The sequence below is a fragment of the Shewanella sp. P1-14-1 genome (assembly GCF_001401775.1).
Lineage (GTDB): Bacteria > Pseudomonadota > Gammaproteobacteria > Enterobacterales > Shewanellaceae > Shewanella > Shewanella japonica.
On record NZ_LKTL01000001.1, the window covers coordinates 154565 to 176015 of the forward strand.

At 40.8% G+C, this 21451-nt stretch carries 13 protein-coding genes; 6 read left to right on the plus strand and 7 right to left on the minus strand.

From position 1 onward, the window contains the following. Positions 1 to 59 precede the first annotated feature (59 nt). From AN944_RS00615 to AN944_RS00625, 3 genes are all read right to left on the minus strand, one after another. A complete protein-coding gene (locus AN944_RS00615; protein ID WP_055022639.1) occupies positions 60 to 311 on the minus strand; it encodes a YgjV family protein in 252 nt (83 codons plus the stop codon). Between the two features lie 59 nt (positions 312 to 370). Continuing rightward, a complete protein-coding gene (locus AN944_RS00620; protein WP_055022640.1) occupies positions 371 to 817 on the minus strand; it encodes a PaaI family thioesterase in 447 nt (148 codons plus the stop codon). Between the two features lie 141 nt (positions 818 to 958). Then, on the minus strand, positions 959 to 3460 hold the full coding sequence (locus tag AN944_RS00625; protein WP_055022641.1) for a S8 family serine peptidase: 2502 nt from the start codon (positions 3458 to 3460) through the stop codon (positions 959 to 961). A gap of 635 nt (positions 3461 to 4095) precedes the next feature. Here AN944_RS00625 and AN944_RS00630 point away from each other — a divergent pair. Beyond that, positions 4096 to 5634 (plus strand): hypothetical protein, encoded by a 1539-nt coding sequence (locus AN944_RS00630; RefSeq protein WP_055022642.1) that lies wholly within the window; start codon positions 4096 to 4098, stop codon positions 5632 to 5634. A 129-nt stretch (positions 5635 to 5763) separates the two neighbouring features. Here AN944_RS00630 and AN944_RS00635 read toward each other — a convergent pair whose 3' ends face one another. Beyond that, on the minus strand, positions 5764 to 6429 hold the full coding sequence (locus AN944_RS00635) for a LuxR C-terminal-related transcriptional regulator (RefSeq protein WP_055022643.1): 666 nt from the start codon (positions 6427 to 6429) through the stop codon (positions 5764 to 5766). A 227-nt stretch (positions 6430 to 6656) separates the two neighbouring features. After that, the gene (locus tag AN944_RS00640) at positions 6657 to 7262 is read right to left on the minus strand and encodes a DUF2238 domain-containing protein (RefSeq protein ID WP_055022644.1); all 606 of its coding nucleotides are present in this window, start codon (positions 7260 to 7262) and stop codon (positions 6657 to 6659) included. A gap of 151 nt (positions 7263 to 7413) precedes the next feature. On the opposite strand from AN944_RS00640, the gene serA reads away from it, so the two are divergent. Then, positions 7414 to 8643, plus strand: a complete 1230-nt coding sequence (serA, locus tag AN944_RS00645) for a phosphoglycerate dehydrogenase (RefSeq protein WP_055022645.1) — start codon at positions 7414 to 7416, stop codon at positions 8641 to 8643. A 182-nt stretch (positions 8644 to 8825) separates the two neighbouring features. Then, the gene (ygfZ, locus tag AN944_RS00650) at positions 8826 to 9788 is read left to right on the plus strand and encodes a tRNA-modifying protein YgfZ (protein ID WP_055022646.1); all 963 of its coding nucleotides are present in this window, start codon (positions 8826 to 8828) and stop codon (positions 9786 to 9788) included. Between the two features lie 95 nt (positions 9789 to 9883). On the opposite strand, the gene AN944_RS00655 is transcribed toward ygfZ, so the two are convergent. After that, positions 9884 to 10903 carry a two-component system response regulator gene (locus AN944_RS00655; RefSeq protein ID WP_055022647.1) on the minus strand — a complete coding sequence of 340 codons (1020 nt, stop codon included), beginning with the start codon at positions 10901 to 10903 and terminating at the stop codon, positions 9884 to 9886. A gap of 69 nt (positions 10904 to 10972) precedes the next feature. Beyond that, positions 10973 to 16252, minus strand: a complete 5280-nt coding sequence (locus AN944_RS00660; protein ID WP_055022648.1) for a PAS domain S-box protein — start codon at positions 16250 to 16252, stop codon at positions 10973 to 10975. A gap of 397 nt (positions 16253 to 16649) precedes the next feature. Between AN944_RS00660 and AN944_RS00665 the strand changes: the two genes are divergently transcribed. From AN944_RS00665 to AN944_RS00675, 3 genes are read left to right on the plus strand one after another with little or no spacing between them, the layout of a single operon-like run. Continuing rightward, positions 16650 to 17318, plus strand: a complete 669-nt coding sequence (locus AN944_RS00665) for an ABC transporter ATP-binding protein (RefSeq protein ID WP_055022749.1) — start codon at positions 16650 to 16652, stop codon at positions 17316 to 17318. Beyond that, positions 17311 to 19950, plus strand: a complete 2640-nt coding sequence (locus AN944_RS00670) for an ABC transporter permease (RefSeq protein WP_082419827.1) — start codon at positions 17311 to 17313, stop codon at positions 19948 to 19950. The genes AN944_RS00665 and AN944_RS00670 overlap by 8 nt, the downstream gene beginning before the upstream one ends. Then, positions 19950 to 21176 (plus strand): carotenoid 1,2-hydratase, encoded by a 1227-nt coding sequence (locus AN944_RS00675; protein ID WP_055022649.1) that lies wholly within the window; start codon positions 19950 to 19952, stop codon positions 21174 to 21176. Before AN944_RS00670 ends, AN944_RS00675 begins: the two co-directional genes overlap by 1 nt. Positions 21177 to 21451 lie beyond the last annotated feature (275 nt).

Sequence of the window (21451 nt, forward strand, 5' to 3'; positions counted from 1 at the left end):
AGGCGCAAGTAACACCACTACCAATGCCAAAAGAACGCTAGTTGATTCATCCTGTCTTATCAGGCCTTATCATTTGAAGCAGGTTCGGGCTCTCGATACAGTTTCACTAAGTAATAAATATCAATCAATACAATAAAAAAGTTCACTAATGCCACAGGTATAGCACTAATTGCGAGTCCGTAAGCGACAAACAAAGCTGCACCAATTAAATTCCACCAGCGAAGCTTTTTAATATTCGACATCATGAGTGAAATAGCCACCACTACAGATGCTAAATAACCCACCCACTCCCATATTGTTGCAGATTCCATTCATTAATCCTTAATTGTCTTTATTACTTCAGTGTAGCTAATCTTCATAAGTTATGCTGCTAGCCTGCCTTTCTTGCTACAACAGCAGCTGTCATTCGAGAAATACAGCACAACTCGCCTGCACTATTGGTTATAAGAACCTCCCAGACTGAGCTACGCTTGCCAATATGAACAGGTTTAGTTGTAGCAATCAGCTCACCTTTACGCGATGCTTTTAAATGATTGGCATTTATCTCTTGGCCCACACAATAAAAGTTCTCAAAATCGACAACAAAATTAGCAGCATAGCTTGCAACTGTTTCCGCCAATGCGACATTAGCTCCGCCATGAACAATACCTAAGGGATTGTGAACTGCAGGGTCTGCTGGCATCGTTGCAACCATATAATCATCACCAATTTCAGTAATTTTAATGCCTAACGTTTTCATTAAGGTGCCTTTACCATGGAGCCCACTGTCCATTTTGGCGCAATTCTCTAAGGTAACTTCTCTAAACCAAATACTCATCTTGTCATCCATATCAAAAAACTGTCTTCAGTCTACTGGCTCGCTTTTTAATATCAACGCTTTTACAGATAAAGTTTTTAACAACAAAAAGGGATGGCAAGCCATCCCTTTTTCTACAGTAATCTTACTGTTTAGTGTTGATTAAAATGCTGCAACAATTGGATCAGAACATAAGCTCGTTTCTGTTTCACAGATTTTATATGTCACTTCAGCTGGAGCATTAGTAAAGCGATCGCGATAACGGCCATCATTCGCTGTTGTCGCTACCATGACGTCATCACGATAAATCGCCACATTGTCACCAACTGCACCACTCCAAGTTAGATCAACTAAAGCACTACCTCGACGAGACTTCATTGTACGAGTCACCGCTGCATCAATTGAATAATCAAATACTTCTACATCCATAGATACAGTGTCAGATTGGTTTTCACTATCAGTTACAACCAACGAGACATTATAGATACCACCAGCAGCATACATGTATGCTGGAGATTCATCTGATGACATGCTGCCATCACCGAAGTCCCACTCATAACTAACGATATCATCGTTGATATCTGAACTTGTGTTAGTAAAGCTAACCATTAGCCCATCAACATCATATTCAAAACCGGCAACAGGTGCAGCTGGAGCTGCTTCACCTAATGCTGAAATATCTAATCCCCAGCTATTAAGTGTACCCGTATCGCCAGCGGCATTATCTGATACAGATAGTGTCCATGTACCCGCTGCTATATCACCGTTAAAGTCTGATAGACTCCAAGTTTTAACAAGATCATCGGCACTACCACCTTCACGATCATGTAATACCACAACAGTCCCATCAGGCGATGTTAAGCTAACAATTAAATCGCCAATCCATGTGTGGCTGATATCAACGCTAACAGCTAAATCAAAGATTTGAACAGGATCTACAATTTCAATCGTGCTAGTAATTAGACTGTTATCGCTAATATCAACAGGTGAATCATTACCATAGCTGTAATCATTCAATCCAGCAGGATAAATAGTAAGCGCAACCGCTTTATCTTTAACAGTTACGCCATCATCAGCAGAAACAGTTAATACATAGTCTCCCCAAGCAGCGTCATCAAGGGTAGCAACATCCAATGTAAAGTCATCACCAGCCATCGCTGTGTCTGTTGATAAGCTCACACCATCAAGCGCTGGTGAAGACGATACCGTTAGGCTTACTTGATCATTCCAGCCTGCAATACTGCCTACAGAGAAGTCGTAACTTACTGCACTTCCTGCTTCAACAGATTGTGAAGCTGGCGTCACTGATAACTTAAATGATGGGTCTGGATCAGCTGCCGCTAACGCATCAGCCACATTCAATCTTGTACCCGCAACCGTGATACCAGTTAAATCACCATTGACTTCACCCGAATCCATTAGCAACTGTTTCATTTCAGTCGGGCTAATATCTGGTTCAACCGACCATACTAAAGCAGCTGCACCCGTAACGTGAGGGGTTGCCATTGAAGTACCTGATATAGTGCCGTACGAATCATTAGGGAAAGTAGATAAAATCGCAGAACCTGGCGCGCCCATATCTACACTGGTTAAACCCCATTGTGAAAAGCTAGAAATGGCATCATTTCTGTCAGTACTCGCAATAGACATAACAACATCAGAGTCATAGCTTGATGGGTAGTGCGGGTTAACGTCATTATCAATCGCGTCATTACCCGCTGCAGCAACAAATAAAATGCCTTGATCACCAGCTGAATCAATAGAATCTTTTAATGCTTGGCTGAAACCACCGCCACCCCAAGAGTTATTGGTCGCTTTAACATCAACGCCATGGTTAACCTTGAGATTTGTGAAATAATCAATACAAGCAATTGCATCTTCGGTTGTTCCCGTACCACTGTCCGATAGGAACTTACAACCGATCATCGTTACATCCCAGTTGACCCCCACGACACCGACGCCGTTATTACCTGTTGCACCAATGGTACCCGCAACATGTGTACCATGACCATTGCCGTCCATTGGATCACCAGATCCAGTTATCGGGTTATAACCATGTACATCATCGATGACCCCATTACCATCATCATCTATGCCGTTACCTGCAATTTCACCAGGGTTAACCCACATATTACTGACAAGATCTGGGTGATTATAATCAACACCAGTATCAATGACGCCAATGACAACACTGTCGCTACCCGTTGTAATATCCCAAGCAGCAACGGCATCAATATCAGCCCCTGCGGTGCCTGAAGATTGACCAGTATTATGCAGGCCCCATAGGTCTACAAAGCTAGGATCATCCGGCATGCCTAAGGCTCTGTATGTGTAGTTTGGCTCTGCATATTTTACCGCTGGATGCTTGCTGATCATTTTGATTGCAGCATCTAAATCACTACCGCTTTTTAGTTGCAGTTTTGCAAGGCGACCTGATAATAAATGCTGAAATTTATCATCAACACCATCTAAATTTTTATCGGTTAACGTACCGCTAACTAAGCGTTGAGCAGATAACTTTTCAAATTTAGTCACGTTGTCTTTATAAACAACGAGCAATTGATCCTTTTTATATTCAACGGTATTTTTTGCCATTGCAGGGGCGGCATTTAACGCCATAACTGAAGTAATTGCGATTGCAATTGGTGACATTTTCTTGATCATTTTCTGGCTTCCTATCTTCCATTATTAATTCCAGAACCGGTACCTCAACACTGGTAGCTTATCCATTAGCCTTATAAGCGAGTTGACATTCCACTAAGTGAAACCCGGAATTGTTGTTGCATTGTGATTGTTGTCATAGCAAAAGGAGTTTTAAAAGTGGCGAATCGTGAAATAGTAATAAACTACTAACCCTATTAGTCTAGATAAAATATCAACCTGCCAAAGTCCACAAATTAAATCTTTTATAAACACTAACTTAAACACAAATAGCACTAAAGTATTGTTGTTAACAGGGCAAATAAAAGTAGCCATTCTTCCGATTGAGCTATCAAGTATCTGTCCGTAAGTTAACCCATGTAGCTTGTCTCAGTTCATATAAAGGAAGTCATCAAGGTTCACGAGAATGCCAAAGATTTGCAAAGAAAGACGGAAGATTTCAATGCGGATTTTTCGACATTTTCTCAACAGACTTTTTGAAATGTACGGGTACCAAGTTCACTTCATGCTCGCAGTCAGGACTCATTCTGCAGCGGTTAATTCTGTATGCATTATCTGTGCTAGGAAGCGAATTTTACTATTGAGAAGGTAGTTACCAGCACTATCACTTGAATCAATATTCAAACAGGGAGCGTCTAATGAAGTCGCAAACAAAATTATCGTTAATTTCTCTCGCTATTACAGCAAGTCTTGCTTTACCGGTCAGCGCTACTGGCCTATCTCTGCCTGGTGTCACTGCTGTAGAAAAATCAGCAGAAGTCGCTGCAGCAGTTAACAGTCAATCGACTGTTGTTCAAACTGGATTAGGGCAAGATGCTTTAGTTAGTCAATCTGGTACTCGTCATGTTGCAGAGGTCACTCAAGTTGGTGATGACCAAATTGCTGAAGTGATACAGACAGGTGATTGGCAGGAGTCATACATTACTTCTGAAGGTAATGGTAATATTGTGTTAACCAATCAGGTTGATGACTGGCATATTTCAAACGTAAGTGTGAATGGTAATGACAACCAAGTTACTGTTGACCAATCAGGGTTTTGGAATACAAGTGAAACCACTTCTGTAGGCGCATCTAATATCGCTGATACAGTACAAGACGGGTTTCGAAACAACAGCATTATCCAGCAAGTGGGTGACAGCAACTTAACTCAAACCACACAAGTTGGTGAAACTAACTTGGCAATTTTTCGTGTAGAAGGTAATGACAATGATGGCATTATCTCTCAGCAAGGTAACAATAACCAAGCTGGCTTAGTATCTGCTGCAGGTGGTACAAACGTTGGTAATAACAACGATTTATTTGTCGACCAATCAGGTGATGAAAACTTTGGCGCTGTATTAGGTGTCACAGGTAATGATAACAGTTTTGAAATCGTCCAATCTGGCTTTGCTAACACAGGGGTTGTTGCAAGCTTAACGGGCTCAGATAACGATATTGTTATCGATCAAACCGGTGACTTGAACAGCGCCGTTATTGAGTTTGCTACTGGCAATGGTAATGAAGTATTCATCTATCAAGATGGTACAGGCAACCAAGTTGGTGATAGCAACATTGCTGTAATTTCTGGTAATGACAACATGATTGATATTGATCAGTCAGGTACTGCCAACCTAACCGAGTTCGAAACAATCGGCGATATAAACGTGATTAGTGTCGTTCAAGATGGCGAAGATAACTACGTTGCTTCAGGTACATATGGTGCTGATAACATGGTAGAAATTAGCTCAACAGGTAACAGTAATGAAGTTGCTGTGTTTGTTGAACTTGATCAAAATACAGTTTCAGTTAGCCAAGAAGGCGACACTAACTTTGCTTATTCAGATACCTTTGGTTTTGAAAACAGCACGACACTTGAACAAGTCGGCTCTGACAACGAAGCCACAGTGAGCGTCGTTGGGATTGGCCAAAGTGTTGATATCGTACAAGAAGGCGAATTTAACTTAGCTGATGTTGTGTCTCTTGGTGAAGATCATATCATCGATATTGCACAAGAAGGCGCTGGTAACTGGGTTGGTGGCGATGACGGCTATTTCCTTGTCGATGGTACTAACAACAGCTTAACTATTTCTCAAGTAGGCAATGATAACTTAGTAACGGGTATGCAAGTAGGCAGTAACGATATGATCAATGTATCGCAGTCTGGCGACTTTAATACAGCAACTATTTACCAAAACTAATTATTGCTTTTTACAAATAATTTGTAGTAGCGATGAAAAAGGGAGCCATTTGGCTCCCTTTTTATGCAAACTTGTTGACTGCAATTTTAATGGAAAATCATTAACTGTAACGTCTACCAGTATATAGATTTAAGCGAACTCAAAGTGAGCTTGATAAGTTTGCGCCCAACGCAATAATTCAACCCGATTGCGTGATTGCGTTTTACGGAAAATAGATGAAATGTGGGCTTTGACTGTATGCTCACTAATACACAACCTGTGGGCAATTTCTTTATTACGAGCACCGCTAGAAACAAGTTGAATAATCGTTCTTTCTCGGCTTGTTAGCATTTGTAGCATAGCAACCGTATCAGGCGGAATATCAATATTTGCATCCAGTTTCTGAACCAGTCTGCGGAAAATCTTACTAATGAGCGGTCTATCATACCAAAGCTCATCTGCGACCATTTTTCTCAGCCCTGTTAACATCAGATCCATACGCTGATCGGCATAAAGTAAGCCTCTTACTCCTAACAATAGCGCTGACTCTTGATCAAGCGAGCCACGCTCAACTTGATATAAAGCAACAGGGACATGATTGACGAGCCGAGAAACCAGTAAAGGGATACCTTTACTGTCTAAAGCCGCTCCTTTTTGAGCGATTAGATAAAAACTATTGGTATTTTTCTCAACCTCTAGTTCACTCGCATGTTTAACTATGCGAGTTTTGAGACCAATAGACTCAGCTAAAATGGCCAAATGACATGGCGCTGCGACTTGGTGCAGAAAAACTAATTCATCAATATTTGAATTCATCACTTTTCTCCCTGAAAAGTATCCATCACATCTCGCGTCAGCGAGTTTCTTCCTGAAATGTTGAAAACATGTAACAACAATGTTCAATGATAGTATATTTTAACTAGTCCATAAGGTATTTTTGCAATACTAATGTATGAATTAATCATCTAAGTCCTTATAAAGTCCTCTATTAATAGCATAAAAAAACTTTCCGCACTGCCTAATTTAGTTTATTTACCTAAAAATTAGTGACGATTAAGTGATGCTAACTGCTTATTATGTAGTCCAGTAAGCAACACTAATGCACTAATTCCTCCTACTAATGCCATAAACATGTCAGATTGGGTATCCCAAACGTAACCTTGAGTGCCTAAAAAGGCTTCTGCATCTTCACCCGTTAATAAAGCTACCCACCATTCTATGAGTTCGTAGAAAGCTGAAAACGCCAACACAAAACACACAGATAAAAACTGGCACCAATAGCCTGGTTGTAACACATGATTTCTCAACATCACTTCACGGGCTAACATCACAGGTATAAAACCTTGCGCGAGATGGCCAACTTTATCGTAGTTATTTCTGTCACTATCCATCAGTTGTGCTAACCAATCGAATAACGGCACCTCTGCATAAGTGTATTTAGCGCCAACCAACAGCACACAGCAATGGATTAAAATTAACAGATAAGACAGTGAGGTTAAGGGGAATTTATTTCGAGTAAAAAATAGGATAGGAATAGCCAATAACGCAGGAAGCGCTTCAAGCCACCAAGTAAACATATCCTTAGGTGAGATAACAGACCAACAGAGCACGCTGCAATAAATCACTAGCCATATAACTTTCTTATTCAAACTAAATCCCTCTTAGATGATATTGTTCTAGAATTAGAATATTAACTTTAGCCATCTAGCCCTCTACAACCAGTTAAAAAAGTGCTATTTTGGTCTTGCATTACTATCAGCATAACATAAGCATAACTATTGATAAGAGGGTACCCATATCATGGCGAAACACTCGCTTGACAAGGATAAGATCAAAATCCTGCTGTTGGAGGGCGTCCACCAAACTGCGGTCGATGTACTAGAGCGTGCAGGTTACACAAACATTGAATATCACAAAGCTTCGTTACCAGAAGATGAGCTATTAAAATCCATTAAGGATGCCCATTTTGTCGGTTTGCGTTCCCGTACTCAATTAACTGCTGATGTGTTAAATCATGCTGAGAAATTAGTGGCTATTGGCTGTTTCTGTATTGGTACTAACCAAGTCGATATTGCTGCCGCTGAAAAGTTAGGTGTGCCTGTATTCAATGCGCCATTTTCTAATACGCGAAGTGTAGCAGAATTAGTATTGGGTGAAATCATCATGCTGATGCGTGGCATTCCGCAACGAAATGCCCATGCACATCGTGGTGGGTGGTTGAAGAGTGCAGCTGGCAGTTACGAAGTTCGTGGTAAAACCTTAGGCGTTATCGGCTACGGTCATATCGGTACTCAACTAGGTATTCTTGCAGAAACCTTAGGCATGAAAGTCGTATTTTTTGATATCGAAGACAAATTGCCACTCGGTAACGCGAGTCAAATTCACTCATTAGAAGCCCTATTGAATAAAGCTGACGTAATCAGTTTGCATGTACCTGAAACGCCTCAAACAAAAGACATGTTTGGCGCAACTGAGTTTGCTCAAATGCGTGAAAAAAGCATATTCATTAATGCGTCTCGTGGCACCGTTGTTGATATCGAAGCGTTATCTGAGGCATTAAAGTCTGGTCACCTTGCAGGTGCTGCGATTGATGTATTCCCTGTAGAACCAAAATCTAATGATGATGAATTTGTTAGCCCATTAAGAGGCTTAGATAACGTGATTCTTACTCCGCACATTGGTGGTAGCACCGCTGAAGCGCAAGAAAATATCGGTATTGAAGTCGCTGGCAAGTTAGCTAAATACTCAGATAACGGTTCAACTGTATCTGCAGTTAACTTCCCAGAAGTGACGTTGCCACAACACAAAGGCACTTCACGTCTACTGCATATTCACCATAACCGCCCTGGCGTATTGATCAAAATTAACCAAGCCTTCTCTGAAAAAGGTATCAACATTGCAGCGCAATATCTGCAAACCACTGCAGATATCGGTTATGTTGTGATGGAAGTTGACTCTAATCAAGCTGAACAAGCTCTTGGTGAATTGAAAGCGATTGATGGTACGATTCGTACTCGCGTATTGTTTTAATCGTTAAGTTAAACGGTCAATCAGCCCATTTAAACTTGATGACGAATTGACCAATAACATCACGAAAATATTGTGAACTAAAGCTATCTTCATTCAATTGAAGGTAGCTTTTTCTTTTGAGCATTAATGAATTCCGTTACACTCACTGTCTATCTTTTGATGGTCATCTTAAGGATCAGTTTATGACACTTGCAACAACACAGCCTGATTGGGACTTTCTACATACTTCCCCTGACTTATTTGTCGCCAATCTCACGCATTTAGGCTTAATTGAAATTACTGGTGAGCAAGGTAAAACCTTTATTCACGGCCAAGTCACCACTGATATCACCTCACTAACAGATCATCAATGGCGTTGGGGAGCTCATTGTGATGCAAAAGGGAAAATGATCTCAAGCTTCAGAACATTCTCATGCAATGACAGCTTATTCACCCTTCACACAGCATCCGCATTACCACTAAGTTTGGCTCAGTGGCAAAAATATGCTGTTTTCAGTAAAGCTGAATTAACTGATATCAGTGCGAGTAAATGTATTATAGGGATAGCAGGTAACACAGCAAGCCAGTTCGTTGAACAAGAATTTGGTGCGATAAATGACGAATTAACTGTCGTCAATAACTCGATTATTTTAAAAGATAATGACCGATTTATATTGATTCTAAACGAAGATATAGCAAGCAAAGTCATTGCAGCTTCTAAGCAGCCATTACTTAATGCTTCTGCTTGGCAAGCACTAGAGATAAAAGCGGGTTATGCCAACATTGACGCTAACCATAGCGCTGAATTTGTGCCACAAATGTGTAATATACAAGCTGTAAATGGGATTAGTTTTGAAAAAGGCTGTTACATGGGTCAAGAGACTATCGCCAGAATGAAATACCGAGGTGGTAATAAACGTGCCTTGTATATTTTATCTGGAACAGCCTCCGATACCGTCAATAGCGAAACACAAATCGAAGTTCAAATGGATGGTGACTATCGCCGTGCAGGTAAAGTCATTGAGTCAGTTCAGTATAATGGCCAAGTATTGCTTACCGCAGTCCTAGCAAACGACACTGATAATGATGCTGTACTTCGTATTAGCGATGACAGTGATAGCCTACTTTCAGTTGTACCACTACCTTATTCATTAGACGATGAGTAACAGCATAAGTAGTTGCGCTAATCAAACGTGATATAAAAAAGGCTGCTAACCCAATAAGGGTTAGCAGCCTTTTTATATTCTAAACTGCGGCAGTATTAAAAAGTTTCTTCATGCTTCGCTTTGATTTCTTTCACATCATCGAGTACTGAACGAAACTGTTTTACCAAATCAGGATCGAAATGCTTGCCTGACTCTTTCTCAATTAGCGCCATCGTGTCTTCAACCGTCCACGCTTTTTTATAAGGCCTTGCTGAAGTCAGTGCATCAAATACATCGGCAATGGCAATAATACGTCCTTCTATTGGAATATCTTCACCAGATAAACCGTGGGGGTAACCACTGCCGTCCCATTTTTCATGATGACTAATGGCAATGCGTTTAGCCATTTGCAATAAAGGGTCGTCATGATCGCCGATAATTTCAGCACCGATTTGCGCATGCGCTTGCATCTCTTTCCACTCATCGGCATCTAACTTACCCGGCTTTTTTAATATCGAATCTGGTGTGCCTATTTTGCCAATATCATGCATAGGCGCTGCGTTATAGACTAACTCACAAAACCGAGAAGAATGACCAGATGCAATCGCTAATAATCTAGCGTAGTGGCTCATTCTAATAACATGTAATCCGGTTTCATTATCTTTGTATTCTGCTGCTCGACCTAAACGGCGAATGATTTCAAATCGAGTTTCACTCAACTCTTTAGTACGTTGGGCGACTTCTGATTCAAGTAAGCGTTTTTGATCATACAAAGATAGATGGGTTTTTACTCTCGCCTTTACCACTGCGGGACTGACAGGTTTAGTAATATAATCCACGGCGCCTAACTCAAAGCCTTGTGCTTCATCTTCAGTCTCAGATAATGCCGTAACAAATATCACCGGAATGTGGCAGGTTAGTGGTTCACTTTTGAGTTTCTGGCAAACTTCATGGCCATTCATGCCTGGCATCATAACGTCTAACAAAATAAGATCTGGAGCCGATTTTTGAGCCAAAGCTAACGCTTTAGGACCATCAATTGCGACTTTGATCTTGTAATCTTTACCTAAAATACCAACTAAAATGTCAATATTTTCAGGTGTATCATCAACTATCAGCACCGTCGCTTTTTCCATGTTAAATCCCTATAACTCTTCCTAGTGAATATGACTTAAAATACTTTTCGGTAAGCTGTAAAAACCACATCAGCCAATACTCTTACGAATTTTCTGAATATGTTCGACAGCATCTTCAAACTGGTAACCTTTAATCATTGCACCTACAGGCTTAAGTTTAGCCCAAGTTTGCTGATTCACCTGTAACTGTAGATTGTCGATCATATCGGTAGCTGATGCATCGCCATCGTCTAACAGCGCCAATAACTTATCGAGTAATTCCGCAAAAACTTCATCGCTGATAAGTTCAAGCTGAGTAGCCTCATCGCCAGTTTCATTGTTATTTAACCAAACATCGATAGCTTCGCAAATTGAGCTAACTAAGCTATCTAATTGACTAAGTTCATCTGAAAGCTCAGTTTCGTCAATCAAGTTCTTTTCAAGTTCTTTTGCCTGAGCGGTTAACTTATCGCAAGCTAAATTACCGGATAACCCCTTAAGAGTATGTGCATACCTGATAGCATCTTCTCGTTCATTGCTATCGATAGCATTCGTTATCTCTTTAACAATGTGACGCTTACCCTCTACAAATCGGGTCAATATTTTGCGATATAGGCGAGCTGAGTTTTGCACTAATTGCAAACCACGATCGACATCGACGTCAGGATGCTGAGGCCAAGTTTCATCGGTCTTAGTTGAACCCTTTGCGGTGAATGTTAGGTTTTCTGTTGCTATGTTTGACCCTAAATATTTAAGCAAGGTTTGATATAAAAGAGAGACTTCTATTGGTTTAGCGACATGATCGTTCATTCCAGCGTTAATACATTTCTCTTTATCACCGGCCATGGCATTAGCAGTCATCGCAATAATCGGCAGATTTTCAAATTCTGGCTGTAATCTAATTTGCTCTGTTGCGGTATAGCCGTCCATTACAGGCATTTGGCAATCCATTAGCACTAAGTCAAAATCTTGTTTCGCTACCATGTCTAAAGCGATTTGGCCATTATCAGCAATAGTTAATTCAATACCCACTTGCTGTAGAAACTCTGCTGCGACTTCTTGGTTCATGTCATTATCTTCAACTAATAACACTTTTTTGCCATTTAGCTGTTCAAGCAACTCTGCATTTAAGCTGGTCGCCTTTGCTCTAACTGGCATGTGTCCTTGCTTACCAAATGCCGACATTATGGCATCGAGTAGTCGTGAAGCGCTGATGGGCTTGGTGATATAACCGTTGATTCCTAGCTCATTTACTGACTGAGTAAACTCAGGAGTCGCATGAGCTGATACCATAATCGTTAACGGCGGATTCGCACTCTCTTTCATTATGGTTTCAGCCGTTTCCAAACCATCCATGCCCGGCATTTTCCAGTCAATTAAGGCCAATTTGTAATTGTTTGAATGACACATGGAGATTGCTTCAGTACCATCTTTTGCCAAGGAAACACTGAAGCCCATACCTTTAAGCATGGTCTGTAAAATATCCCGTGCGGTTTGGTTATCATCAACAACTAAAAGCTCCATCCCTTCTAGCTCTTGAGTTGCCTTTAGCTGTAGATCATCGGCTTGGCTGAGCTGCGCAGTAAAGTAGAATGTACTTCCGACTCCACGCTTACTTTCCACTCCTATTTGTCCATCCATCAACTCGACGAGTTGCTTACAAATAGCAAGACCTAAACCAGTACCGCCATACTTTCTGGTTGTTGAACTATCAGCTTGGCTAAAGGATTGGAAAAGCTTATTACATTGCTCTGGGGTAAGACCTATTCCACTGTCTCTTACGCTAAACTTGAGTTCTATCTCATCACCTTGTTGAACTAAAGTCTCGATAGTTAGAATGACTTCCCCACGCTCGGTAAACTTAATGGCATTGTTCATTAAGTTAATCAGCACTTGGCTTAATCTAAGGGGATCGCCCATTAAATGACTTGGAATATTGGGTGCGACAGAGAACAATAACTCCAACTGTTTATCGGCCGCTTTAACAGCAAACATATCACTGAGATCTTCTAACAATGTATCAAGCTGAAATGGCACGATTTCGATTTCCATTTTGCCAGCTTCAATTTTTGAAAAGTCTAAAATGTCATTAATAATGCCCAGCAATGACTTAGATGCACGTTCAATTTTCTCCACAAAGTTATGTTGTTTTTTATCTAAATTAGTCTGTAGACAAAGGTGTGACATACCAATAATGGCATTCATAGGAGTGCGTATTTCGTGGGACATATTAGCCAAGAAATCACTTTTCGCTTTGCTTGCTGCGTCAGCTTCATCTTTAGCAATTTTTAACTCATTGGAAACCGTCATTAAGCTGGTAATATCGGCCATAGACACAACTGCTGAGGTCACTTCACCTTGGTCATTATTGAGCGCAGCAAAGGTCATATCCATCCAAATAACATCACCTGATTGGCTCAGTATTCTTGGCTCAATATTAAAATTTTCAAATTCATTTTTGATCAGTTTATTAAACTGCTCTTTTGCTAGTACCTTGTCTTCAGGCGCCATAAATTCAAAGAATAATTTTCCTTCTAGCGCATTTGAATTTATTCCGATATTGCGGCCAAAGTGCTCGTTACAATTCAAAATCACGCCGTAAGCATCAATATTTACTATGCCCATTTCGGCGGTATTTAATAATGCTCTTAAATGTTTTTCACGATCAGCTAAGCGTGTTTCTGCTTGCTTCCTATCTGTGATATTCATTAAATAACCATTCCACATAATCGAATCGTTATTCCATGACTGCCCTTTCGCGCCAGCTTCTAACCAGATAGTCTCACCTGACGGATGCAGATATTGAAACTCTGTCACCCATTGCAAGCCATCAACACCTTTACCGGCTAAATCATCCAAAATCGTTTGTTTCTGGCTATCTACAATTCTGTCAATGAGCAAATCAAAGTTTTGCATTAGCATGTCACGAGGGAAGCCAATAATGCTGACACAAGCCTCTGATAAAAAGCTAAATTCGCGCTCTGAATCAGAGTGCCAAATCATTTGATAAACTAAGTTGGGTAATGACTCGGTGATATTTTCGAGCTGTTTCTGGGAGTTTTTAATCGCTTCCAATGCATGCTTGCTGTCTGTTACGTCATGTAAACTACCGTCAAACCACAGCGGATTATCTTGCTCATCGTAACTGGCTTTACCTTTCTCATGTATCCATTTAATGCTGCCATCTCGATGATAAATTCGATATTCGACATCAAAACTTTGTTGAGTTTTAATCGCCTCACTGATTGCGGTAAAACAAGCCGCATCATCGTCTGGGTGAATAAGGGTGTTAAATCTAAGCTTATTACTCTCAATGAGATCTATGGCTGAATAACCTGTCATATCAGCGATATTGTCGCTGACATATTCCATTATCCAATGGTCTTCGATTCGAGTACGGTAAATCGCACCAGGAATATTAGCCACTAGCCCTCTAAAGCGGCTTTCACTGTCTTTTATTTTACGTTCGATAGCTAGCTGGCTAGTAAGATCTCGAATCGTCGCCGCAATTTGTTTTCTACCTTCATGCCGTATTGGTAACAATGCTAAGTTTATTTCAACCTGCATTTCGGTGTTATCTGATTTTAACGCTACCCAGCCTTCTTTAGGGGTGGCAAATCGGGTTAACTCTTGCTCTAAAAAGACTGTTCGAACAGCTTCATGTTTTTTCCTAAATCGTTCAGGAAAAAGTAACTCAACATTGAGGGCTAAAATTTGTTCAGCGCTGTAGCCAAACAACTCTTGGCAGCGGCTATTGGTAAAGATGATATTCCCTAATTCATCAACAATTAGCATCGCTTGTGGTGATGACTCAATAACCGCATTGGACCATAGAGCAGCAGAAAATTGCTCCGTCACATCAGTAAATAACATCTCAACAGAAATTAATTCGCCAGCATCTGAAATTAATGGCTGCATAAACACATCAAGCCGTCTGATATGACCATCATCGGCAAGCATTTCAACTTGATGAGCCGGAACGGTTTTACCTGTTAATGCTTGTTCAGTGTAATGCCAATTTTGTTCATTGATTGGATCATTGGTAAACATGCGTTGGTATTTTCGTTTTAACGTATCAACGTCAACACCTAATACTTTTTGAACACCGTCACTCACTTGCGCTAATTGCCCTTGAGGATCTAAAGAACAATAAAATGATTTATCACTCATACCATCAATGAGACTGGCAAAGCGACTTCCGGTTGAATCTTTTAATGCGAGTTCCCTTTCAGCCAGTAACTCAGCGAGCTGATTGAATTTATTGGTTAAGGTTGCAACTTCAAAAATATTATTGCCACTGGTATCTAATCGGTTAACCTTACCTTCACCAAATGCAATAATGCCATTTGCTAAGTTTTCAAGCGGGCGGTTTAAGCGTTTAGAAGCAATAATACTTGTTAGAAGCAGTGCAATTGATAGTAATAATAAAATAAGGGCGAGCCTTGATATGTTCGTTAAGAAGTACTGACTTAACTCTTCGTCACTTGTCGCAATAACCACCTGCCAGCCTAATACTGGAACATTAGCAACACTGACTAAAAAACGATGTCCCGATTCAGTAATGGCATTAGTTTGGCCTGTTAGATTATTTTCCAGTAGGTTTCTTAGTTCATTATTAACGCCACTTTTAGACAGCCACTTATCGCTACTGCCTTTTAAGTCACTATTTTCAGAATCATAAAAAATGACTTGGTCATCTTTATCCAGTACCACTAAATTCTTACTGGGAATTTGCATCAACCTAGGTAAGTTATCTAACGCAATATCGGCAGTGACGACCCCAATGCGATCATCTATTTCACCAAACGCTTTTGAATAGGTGATCATAAGAATATTGCCCGCACCTTCATCAAAGTAAGGCGTTGACCATACACCTTCTGTACTGGCTATTGCATCACTCCACCAACTCCAACTGCCATCGGTATAGTCATAAGCCTCAGCACCAATATCAAGCATGCTTATTTCATTGCCATCACGAAAAACGTAAGGTGCGTAGCGTAGCTTTTCTGCTAAAAAGTTAGGACGATAGGCAATGGCGCTGCCAAAAATACTCGGATTGCGTCCAAGACGATTGATAAGCAGGTTTTCTATCTTATGAACATCGTCGTATAAATCATCACTGTCGACATAGGTGAGATAGTCAGAAAGGCCTCGCGTATTATTTTGAATCGAGTCCATCACAAAGTTAAGATGATTGGCAGATAAAACAGCTTGTTGCTCTAAGCGAAGGTAGGTATCTCTTTCATATTCTTGATAATTAATCCAGCCATGAAAACCATAAACTAATCCCATAATAAGGATTAATGGCAATGCAATATATGCCAATATTCGACTTCGAAAACTATGTAACTTGCGCTCATTTTTATCCATAAATATAAGTCTCATTTACTCAGTCAAATTTTAGCTCATCACGACATTTCACTTTCCTGACATTCAATGCTGACAATGGCGCGACAAGCCTCATCAGCACATGTTCACTATCACGATGCAGCATTGTATAAAAAACACCCACTCTACTATAACGGTTAACCCTATGAATGCAATTGCAAATATTGTTTAAATTTGACTCATTTATCTGTTTGTAAACGCCCTTATAAGCCTAGTAAGAGTTTCCAGCCACTACAACTTAAGTTGCAATTTTTTTATTCATGCAAACCTTAATGTCGATTCATTTAACTCAAGCGCAACCTCGCATGCAGCATATAAAGATCTATTCTGCTAAAAATACCGTATGATGATGTTATTACGAGAATTACTGGAACACGTTATGTCCTCTGTTGTCTGTCAGTTATCACAGGTCACTAAAAGCTTTACCGACGGCGAGCAACGTCATCAAGTTCTTAATGATGTCGACTTAAGGTTACATCTCGGTGATACCATTGCATTAACAGGGCCTAGTGGTACAGGTAAAAGTACCCTGCTTAACATTATTGCAGGCTTTGAGCGTGTTGATGCCGGCCAGTTAACACTGCTAGAACAAGACACACACCTCTGGACTGATAACCAATGGGCATTATTTCGGCGCCAACAATTAGGTGTCGTATTTCAGCAGTTCAACCTCCTCACACCGCTAAATGTCATTGATAATATTCGATTTCCGCTTCAGCTGAATAATCAAAAATGGAACATTTGGGGTGATGAACTCATTGAAAAACTAACACTTACTGAAGTCATTAACCGACCCGTTGAGACCTTGTCTGGTGGACAACAACAGCGAGTAGCGATTGCAAGAGCCTTAATCCATAAGCCTGCGCTACTGTTAGCTGATGAGCCCACGGGTAATCTTGATGAAAAAGCAGGACAACAAGTCATGGGACTGTTGTGCGATCTAGCCAAAGCCGCTAACACAACAGTACTTATGGTAACGCACAGCGATACTTGTGCTGCATTTATGCAAAGGCGCTGGCACCTTGAGCAAGGTAAAGTGCATGAATGATAAGCGAAGCAATCAAGACAATAAGCCTCAACTAGATGCAGGTACGAATCTAGGTACCATAAGCTGCACACCAACTGAACTTGATTATCGTTTAGAGCAAGACTCTGCTTCAGGCTATAGCTTATACAATAGTTTGGCCGTATTTGCTGCGCATTATCGCCATGCACCTTTACAAGCTGGTGCTATCTTACTTGGTATTATTTTGGCTGTTACGTTATTAATTGGGGTTAAATCCACCAACGAAAACGCAGTCCGAAGTTACAGTGAAGCTACGGAACTTTTAAGCCAACGAGCCTCGTTACTCATCACACCTAATACAGGTGAACAGTATCTGGATGAGCAAGTTTACTTTCGCCTTCGTCAAGCAGGAATAAGCCAAGCACTCGCTGTCATTAATGGGTTAGTGGTCGATAGTGAAGGACGACGCTGGCAACTTCAAGGTAGTGACCTGTTTGCAGCAATTAACCTTCAGCAGCATAGTGGCACTAATCAGAAAACAGATTCTGCAATTAACCCAAATATCCCCTTAGCGAAATTACTCGGCGCTAAAAATATTCTGCTCATGAGCCAATCCTTAGCCGATAAAGTCGCCCCAGATGGCCTGTTTTACCTTCAAGACCCATTACCATTAAATGATCAAGGGCATCCTATTTCACTTGAAGTCGTAGGCTTAGACGATGAGTTTGGCTTAGGAAATGCAATTGTTGCTGATATCTCTCTTGCGCAGTCTCTGCTAAATCATTCTCAAAAGTTATCTTATATTGCCTTATTTGACGAACCCAGCAGCTTGATAACTCAAATTAATCAAGCACAATTATTATTACAACAAGCTACGATAACAGAACAAGATCAAGGACAGGCACTCCAAGAGTTAACCCGTAGTTTCCATCTCAATTTAAATGCAATGAGTATGTTAGCCTTTGTTGTCGGCCTGTTTATCGCCTACAACGGTGTGCGTTACAGCTTGATGAAACGGCAAAAACTGTTAGTTCAACTGCTGCAATTAGGTGTCCAAAAGCACATGTTATTACTGGCACTTGTGGTTGAGCTCAGTTTTCTGGTGCTTGTCGGTTCAGTCGTTGGCTTCATTCTCGGTTTGCAGTTAAGTCTCTGGTTGCAGCCTATGGTTGCGATGACACTTGAACAACTATACGGTGCACGCTTAATGCCTGGTTCATGGCAATGGCAATGGTTATTTCAAGCAATGGCATTAACCTTATTTGCAGGATTACTGGCCTGTTTACCTCTTTATCGCCAACTCACTAACCAGCCACTTGCTCGAATGATAGCCAAAAGCAATCAAGTATCGCATTTGGTCAAAACCCATCGTATGCAATTTATGATTGCCTGCATTGCATTAATTGGTTGTGCATTAGCATTTCCATTTGCTAAACAGTATCAGGTCAGTTTGGGGTTAATGGGGATTGTGATCATTGCGATTCCACTGCTATTACCACTGACGATTTACCGTATCAGTGAATGGATGGCCAACCTCTTTCCTACTGGGTTATGGCATTACATGATTGCAGAAACAAAAGAGCTAATCGGCCCGCTATCTTTAGCTATGATGGCTATGCTACTGGCATTAACTGCCAATATATCAATGAATACATTAGTGGGCAGTTTTGAAATCACACTGAAAAACTGGCTTGAAAGTCGTCTTCATGCAGACTTGTATATGCGCCCTGCAAGCGACAAAATTCTTGAGATCCAAGACTTGTTATCAAAACAAGAAAAGGTTTCAGGTATTTACACGCAGTGGACTATCGCCTCGACCTACCAAGGAATGCCAATTGAGTTAGTGAGTCGAGACCTCTATTCAACCAAAGTCACAAGCTCTTTGAAGAGTCAGACGGATAACCTATGGTCAGAATTTGTCGCGGGTAAGCAAATCTTAATCAGTGAACCCATCGCAATAAAATATGGCTTAAACATTGGTGATAGTTTCAACATCGACCCCTTCAATCATGCCAGTACACATCAACTTCCAACGATTGGAGCCATTTTTTTTGACTATGGTAATCCCAAGGGGCAAGTCGTTATAGATAGAAGTTTATGGCAACAACTGCAATTACCACAGCAACCCAAAAGTATTGCAGCAAGTTATCAAGGCGATATCGGTCAACTTGAATCATTGCTGTTAGAAAGCAAATTGATCTCTAATGCCCAAATGTACAATCAAGCCAAAATCAAGCAGCAAGCCATTGCCATGTTTAAGCAAACCTTCTCGATAACCATGGTACTAAACAGTTTAACTCTGATTGTTGCTGCCATAGGGTTATTCAGCGCTTGTTTAATGCTGATTCAGGCAAGGCAAGCTCCACTCGCCAAGCTCTACGCACTAGGAATTAATAAAAGAGAGTTACGTCTAATGACCTTTGTGCAAATGCAGTTGATTGTATTGCTAACCTGTTTAGTTGCGCTTCCTACAGGAGCGGTTTTGGGTTACTTGCTCATTAATAAAGTGACACTGCAAGCGTTTGGTTGGAGCATTGCAATGCTATGGGATTGGCCAGCTTATTTTCGAGTGGTCGTTATCGCACTAACAACCAGCGCTATCGCCATTGCGATTCCACTATATTGGCAAACCAGAAAACCGCTAATTAGTAGCTTACAGCAGGAGGCGTTGTGATGAACGATAACAAGCAAAATAATAACTCAATTGCTCATAAAATTAGCCTCTGTTGTATGACGATTTTAATGCTCAGCGCATGCCAGCCTGAACCCGAATCGAGTCAAATTAACATGGGCGGGATATTAGGAGACGCTTCATCGAGTTTGACTCAATACACTAAGGTCGAACCGGGATATCAATTTACATTCCCAGCAGATCATTTAGGCCATGATGATTTTCGACAAGAGTGGTGGTATTTAACTGCCAATATGCAAACTCAATCTGGTGAACAGCTTGGCCTACAATGGACTCAATTTCGTATTGCGCTCACTAGTGAAGAGCCAAGTGGGGTAGTGAGTGCAATAGCTAACGCAGAAGTGAGTGAAAAAAGCAGCCACGATCAAGCCAATGAATCCGCCCCACTTCAGCAACAAACTGACCACTCGAAATGGGCAACATCACAGATGTACATGTCCCATGCAGCTTTAACATCAATTGACACTCATCAAGCCGCGGAAAAATGGTCACGAGCTCACCCCCAATTTGCCGATGTAACAGCAAACCCTTTCACAGTGAAACTAGATAATTGGCAATGGATGAGTGAATCATCAGCAATGTTTCCTGCAACACTCAAGGTCGCAACTGATACCTTTAGTTATCAATTATCCTTATCAAGCTCTGCACCTATGCAACTACAGGGCGAAAGTGGCTATAGCATAAAAAGTGCTGATAGCGCAGTTGCCTCTTATTATTACAGCCAACCATTTATTGATTTAACTGGCACGATTACTCGTAACGGAAAACAAGAAACTGTCACAGGCAAAGCATGGTTAGATAGAGAATGGAGTTCGCAATTTCTGACCAAGGCGCAACAAGGTTGGGATTGGTTTTCCATCCGTCTTGATGATGATTCTGCATTAATGGTATTTCAGCTACGTGGAGCAGACAAAAATACACCAGCATTTTTCAGTGCTAGGAGAATGTTTGCCGACGGTAGTGGCCGAAATATCACTAACCAGAGAACGAACGATATTGCTATGAGACCAATAAGCTGGCAGCAAACTGACAGCGGGAAATATCCCGTTAGCTGGCAATTATCTATTGAAAGCGAACAAATCGATCTGACAGTAACAGCACTCAACCCTGACACTAATATGTCACTTTCAATCCCTTACTGGGAAGGACCGATCCAGGTTTCAGGTAGCCATAAAGGCAATGGTTATATGGAGTTAACTGGTTATTAGGTTAACTACTCACTATGTAATATATACCAAATACGATATGAATATGTGCCACCCACTTGGCACTGGGCTTATTGAATGTATGTTTATATTTAAATCAAACTCTGTATAAAATAAAAACAATTAATTTAATGTGTTTTATCCCGCTAATTTCCTTCAAATTCTCTCATCTTGGCCTAGAATCAATGTATCGCTTAAATTATCATCACCTAATTAAGTGACTGAGTAACTTCTAAAATGTGTCTTAGATCACGTTGTAAAATGTGATCTACAACAAC

Excerpts from the sequence above, each read along its gene's own strand:
- AN944_RS00615 (WP_055022639.1), bottom strand. The coding sequence starts at position 311 with ATGGAATCTGCAACAATATGGGAGTGGGTGGGTTATTTAGCATCTGTA.
- AN944_RS00620 (WP_055022640.1), bottom strand. The coding sequence starts at position 817 with ATGAGTATTTGGTTTAGAGAAGTTACCTTAGAGAATTGCGCCAAAATG.
- AN944_RS00625 (WP_055022641.1), bottom strand. The coding sequence starts at position 3,460 with ATGATCAAGAAAATGTCACCAATTGCAATCGCAATTACTTCAGTTATG.
- AN944_RS00630 (WP_055022642.1), top strand. The coding sequence starts at position 4,096 with ATGAAGTCGCAAACAAAATTATCGTTAATTTCTCTCGCTATTACAGCA.
- AN944_RS00635 (WP_055022643.1), bottom strand. The coding sequence starts at position 6,429 with ATGAATTCAAATATTGATGAATTAGTTTTTCTGCACCAAGTCGCAGCG.
- serA (WP_055022645.1), top strand. The coding sequence starts at position 7,414 with ATGGCGAAACACTCGCTTGACAAGGATAAGATCAAAATCCTGCTGTTG.
- ygfZ (WP_055022646.1), top strand. The coding sequence starts at position 8,826 with ATGACACTTGCAACAACACAGCCTGATTGGGACTTTCTACATACTTCC.
- AN944_RS00655 (WP_055022647.1), bottom strand. The coding sequence starts at position 10,903 with ATGGAAAAAGCGACGGTGCTGATAGTTGATGATACACCTGAAAATATT.
- AN944_RS00660 (WP_055022648.1), bottom strand. The coding sequence starts at position 16,252 with ATGGATAAAAATGAGCGCAAGTTACATAGTTTTCGAAGTCGAATATTG.
- AN944_RS00665 (WP_055022749.1), top strand. The coding sequence starts at position 16,650 with ATGTCCTCTGTTGTCTGTCAGTTATCACAGGTCACTAAAAGCTTTACC.
- AN944_RS00670 (WP_082419827.1), top strand. The coding sequence starts at position 17,311 with ATGAATGATAAGCGAAGCAATCAAGACAATAAGCCTCAACTAGATGCA.
- AN944_RS00675 (WP_055022649.1), top strand. The coding sequence starts at position 19,950 with ATGAACGATAACAAGCAAAATAATAACTCAATTGCTCATAAAATTAGC.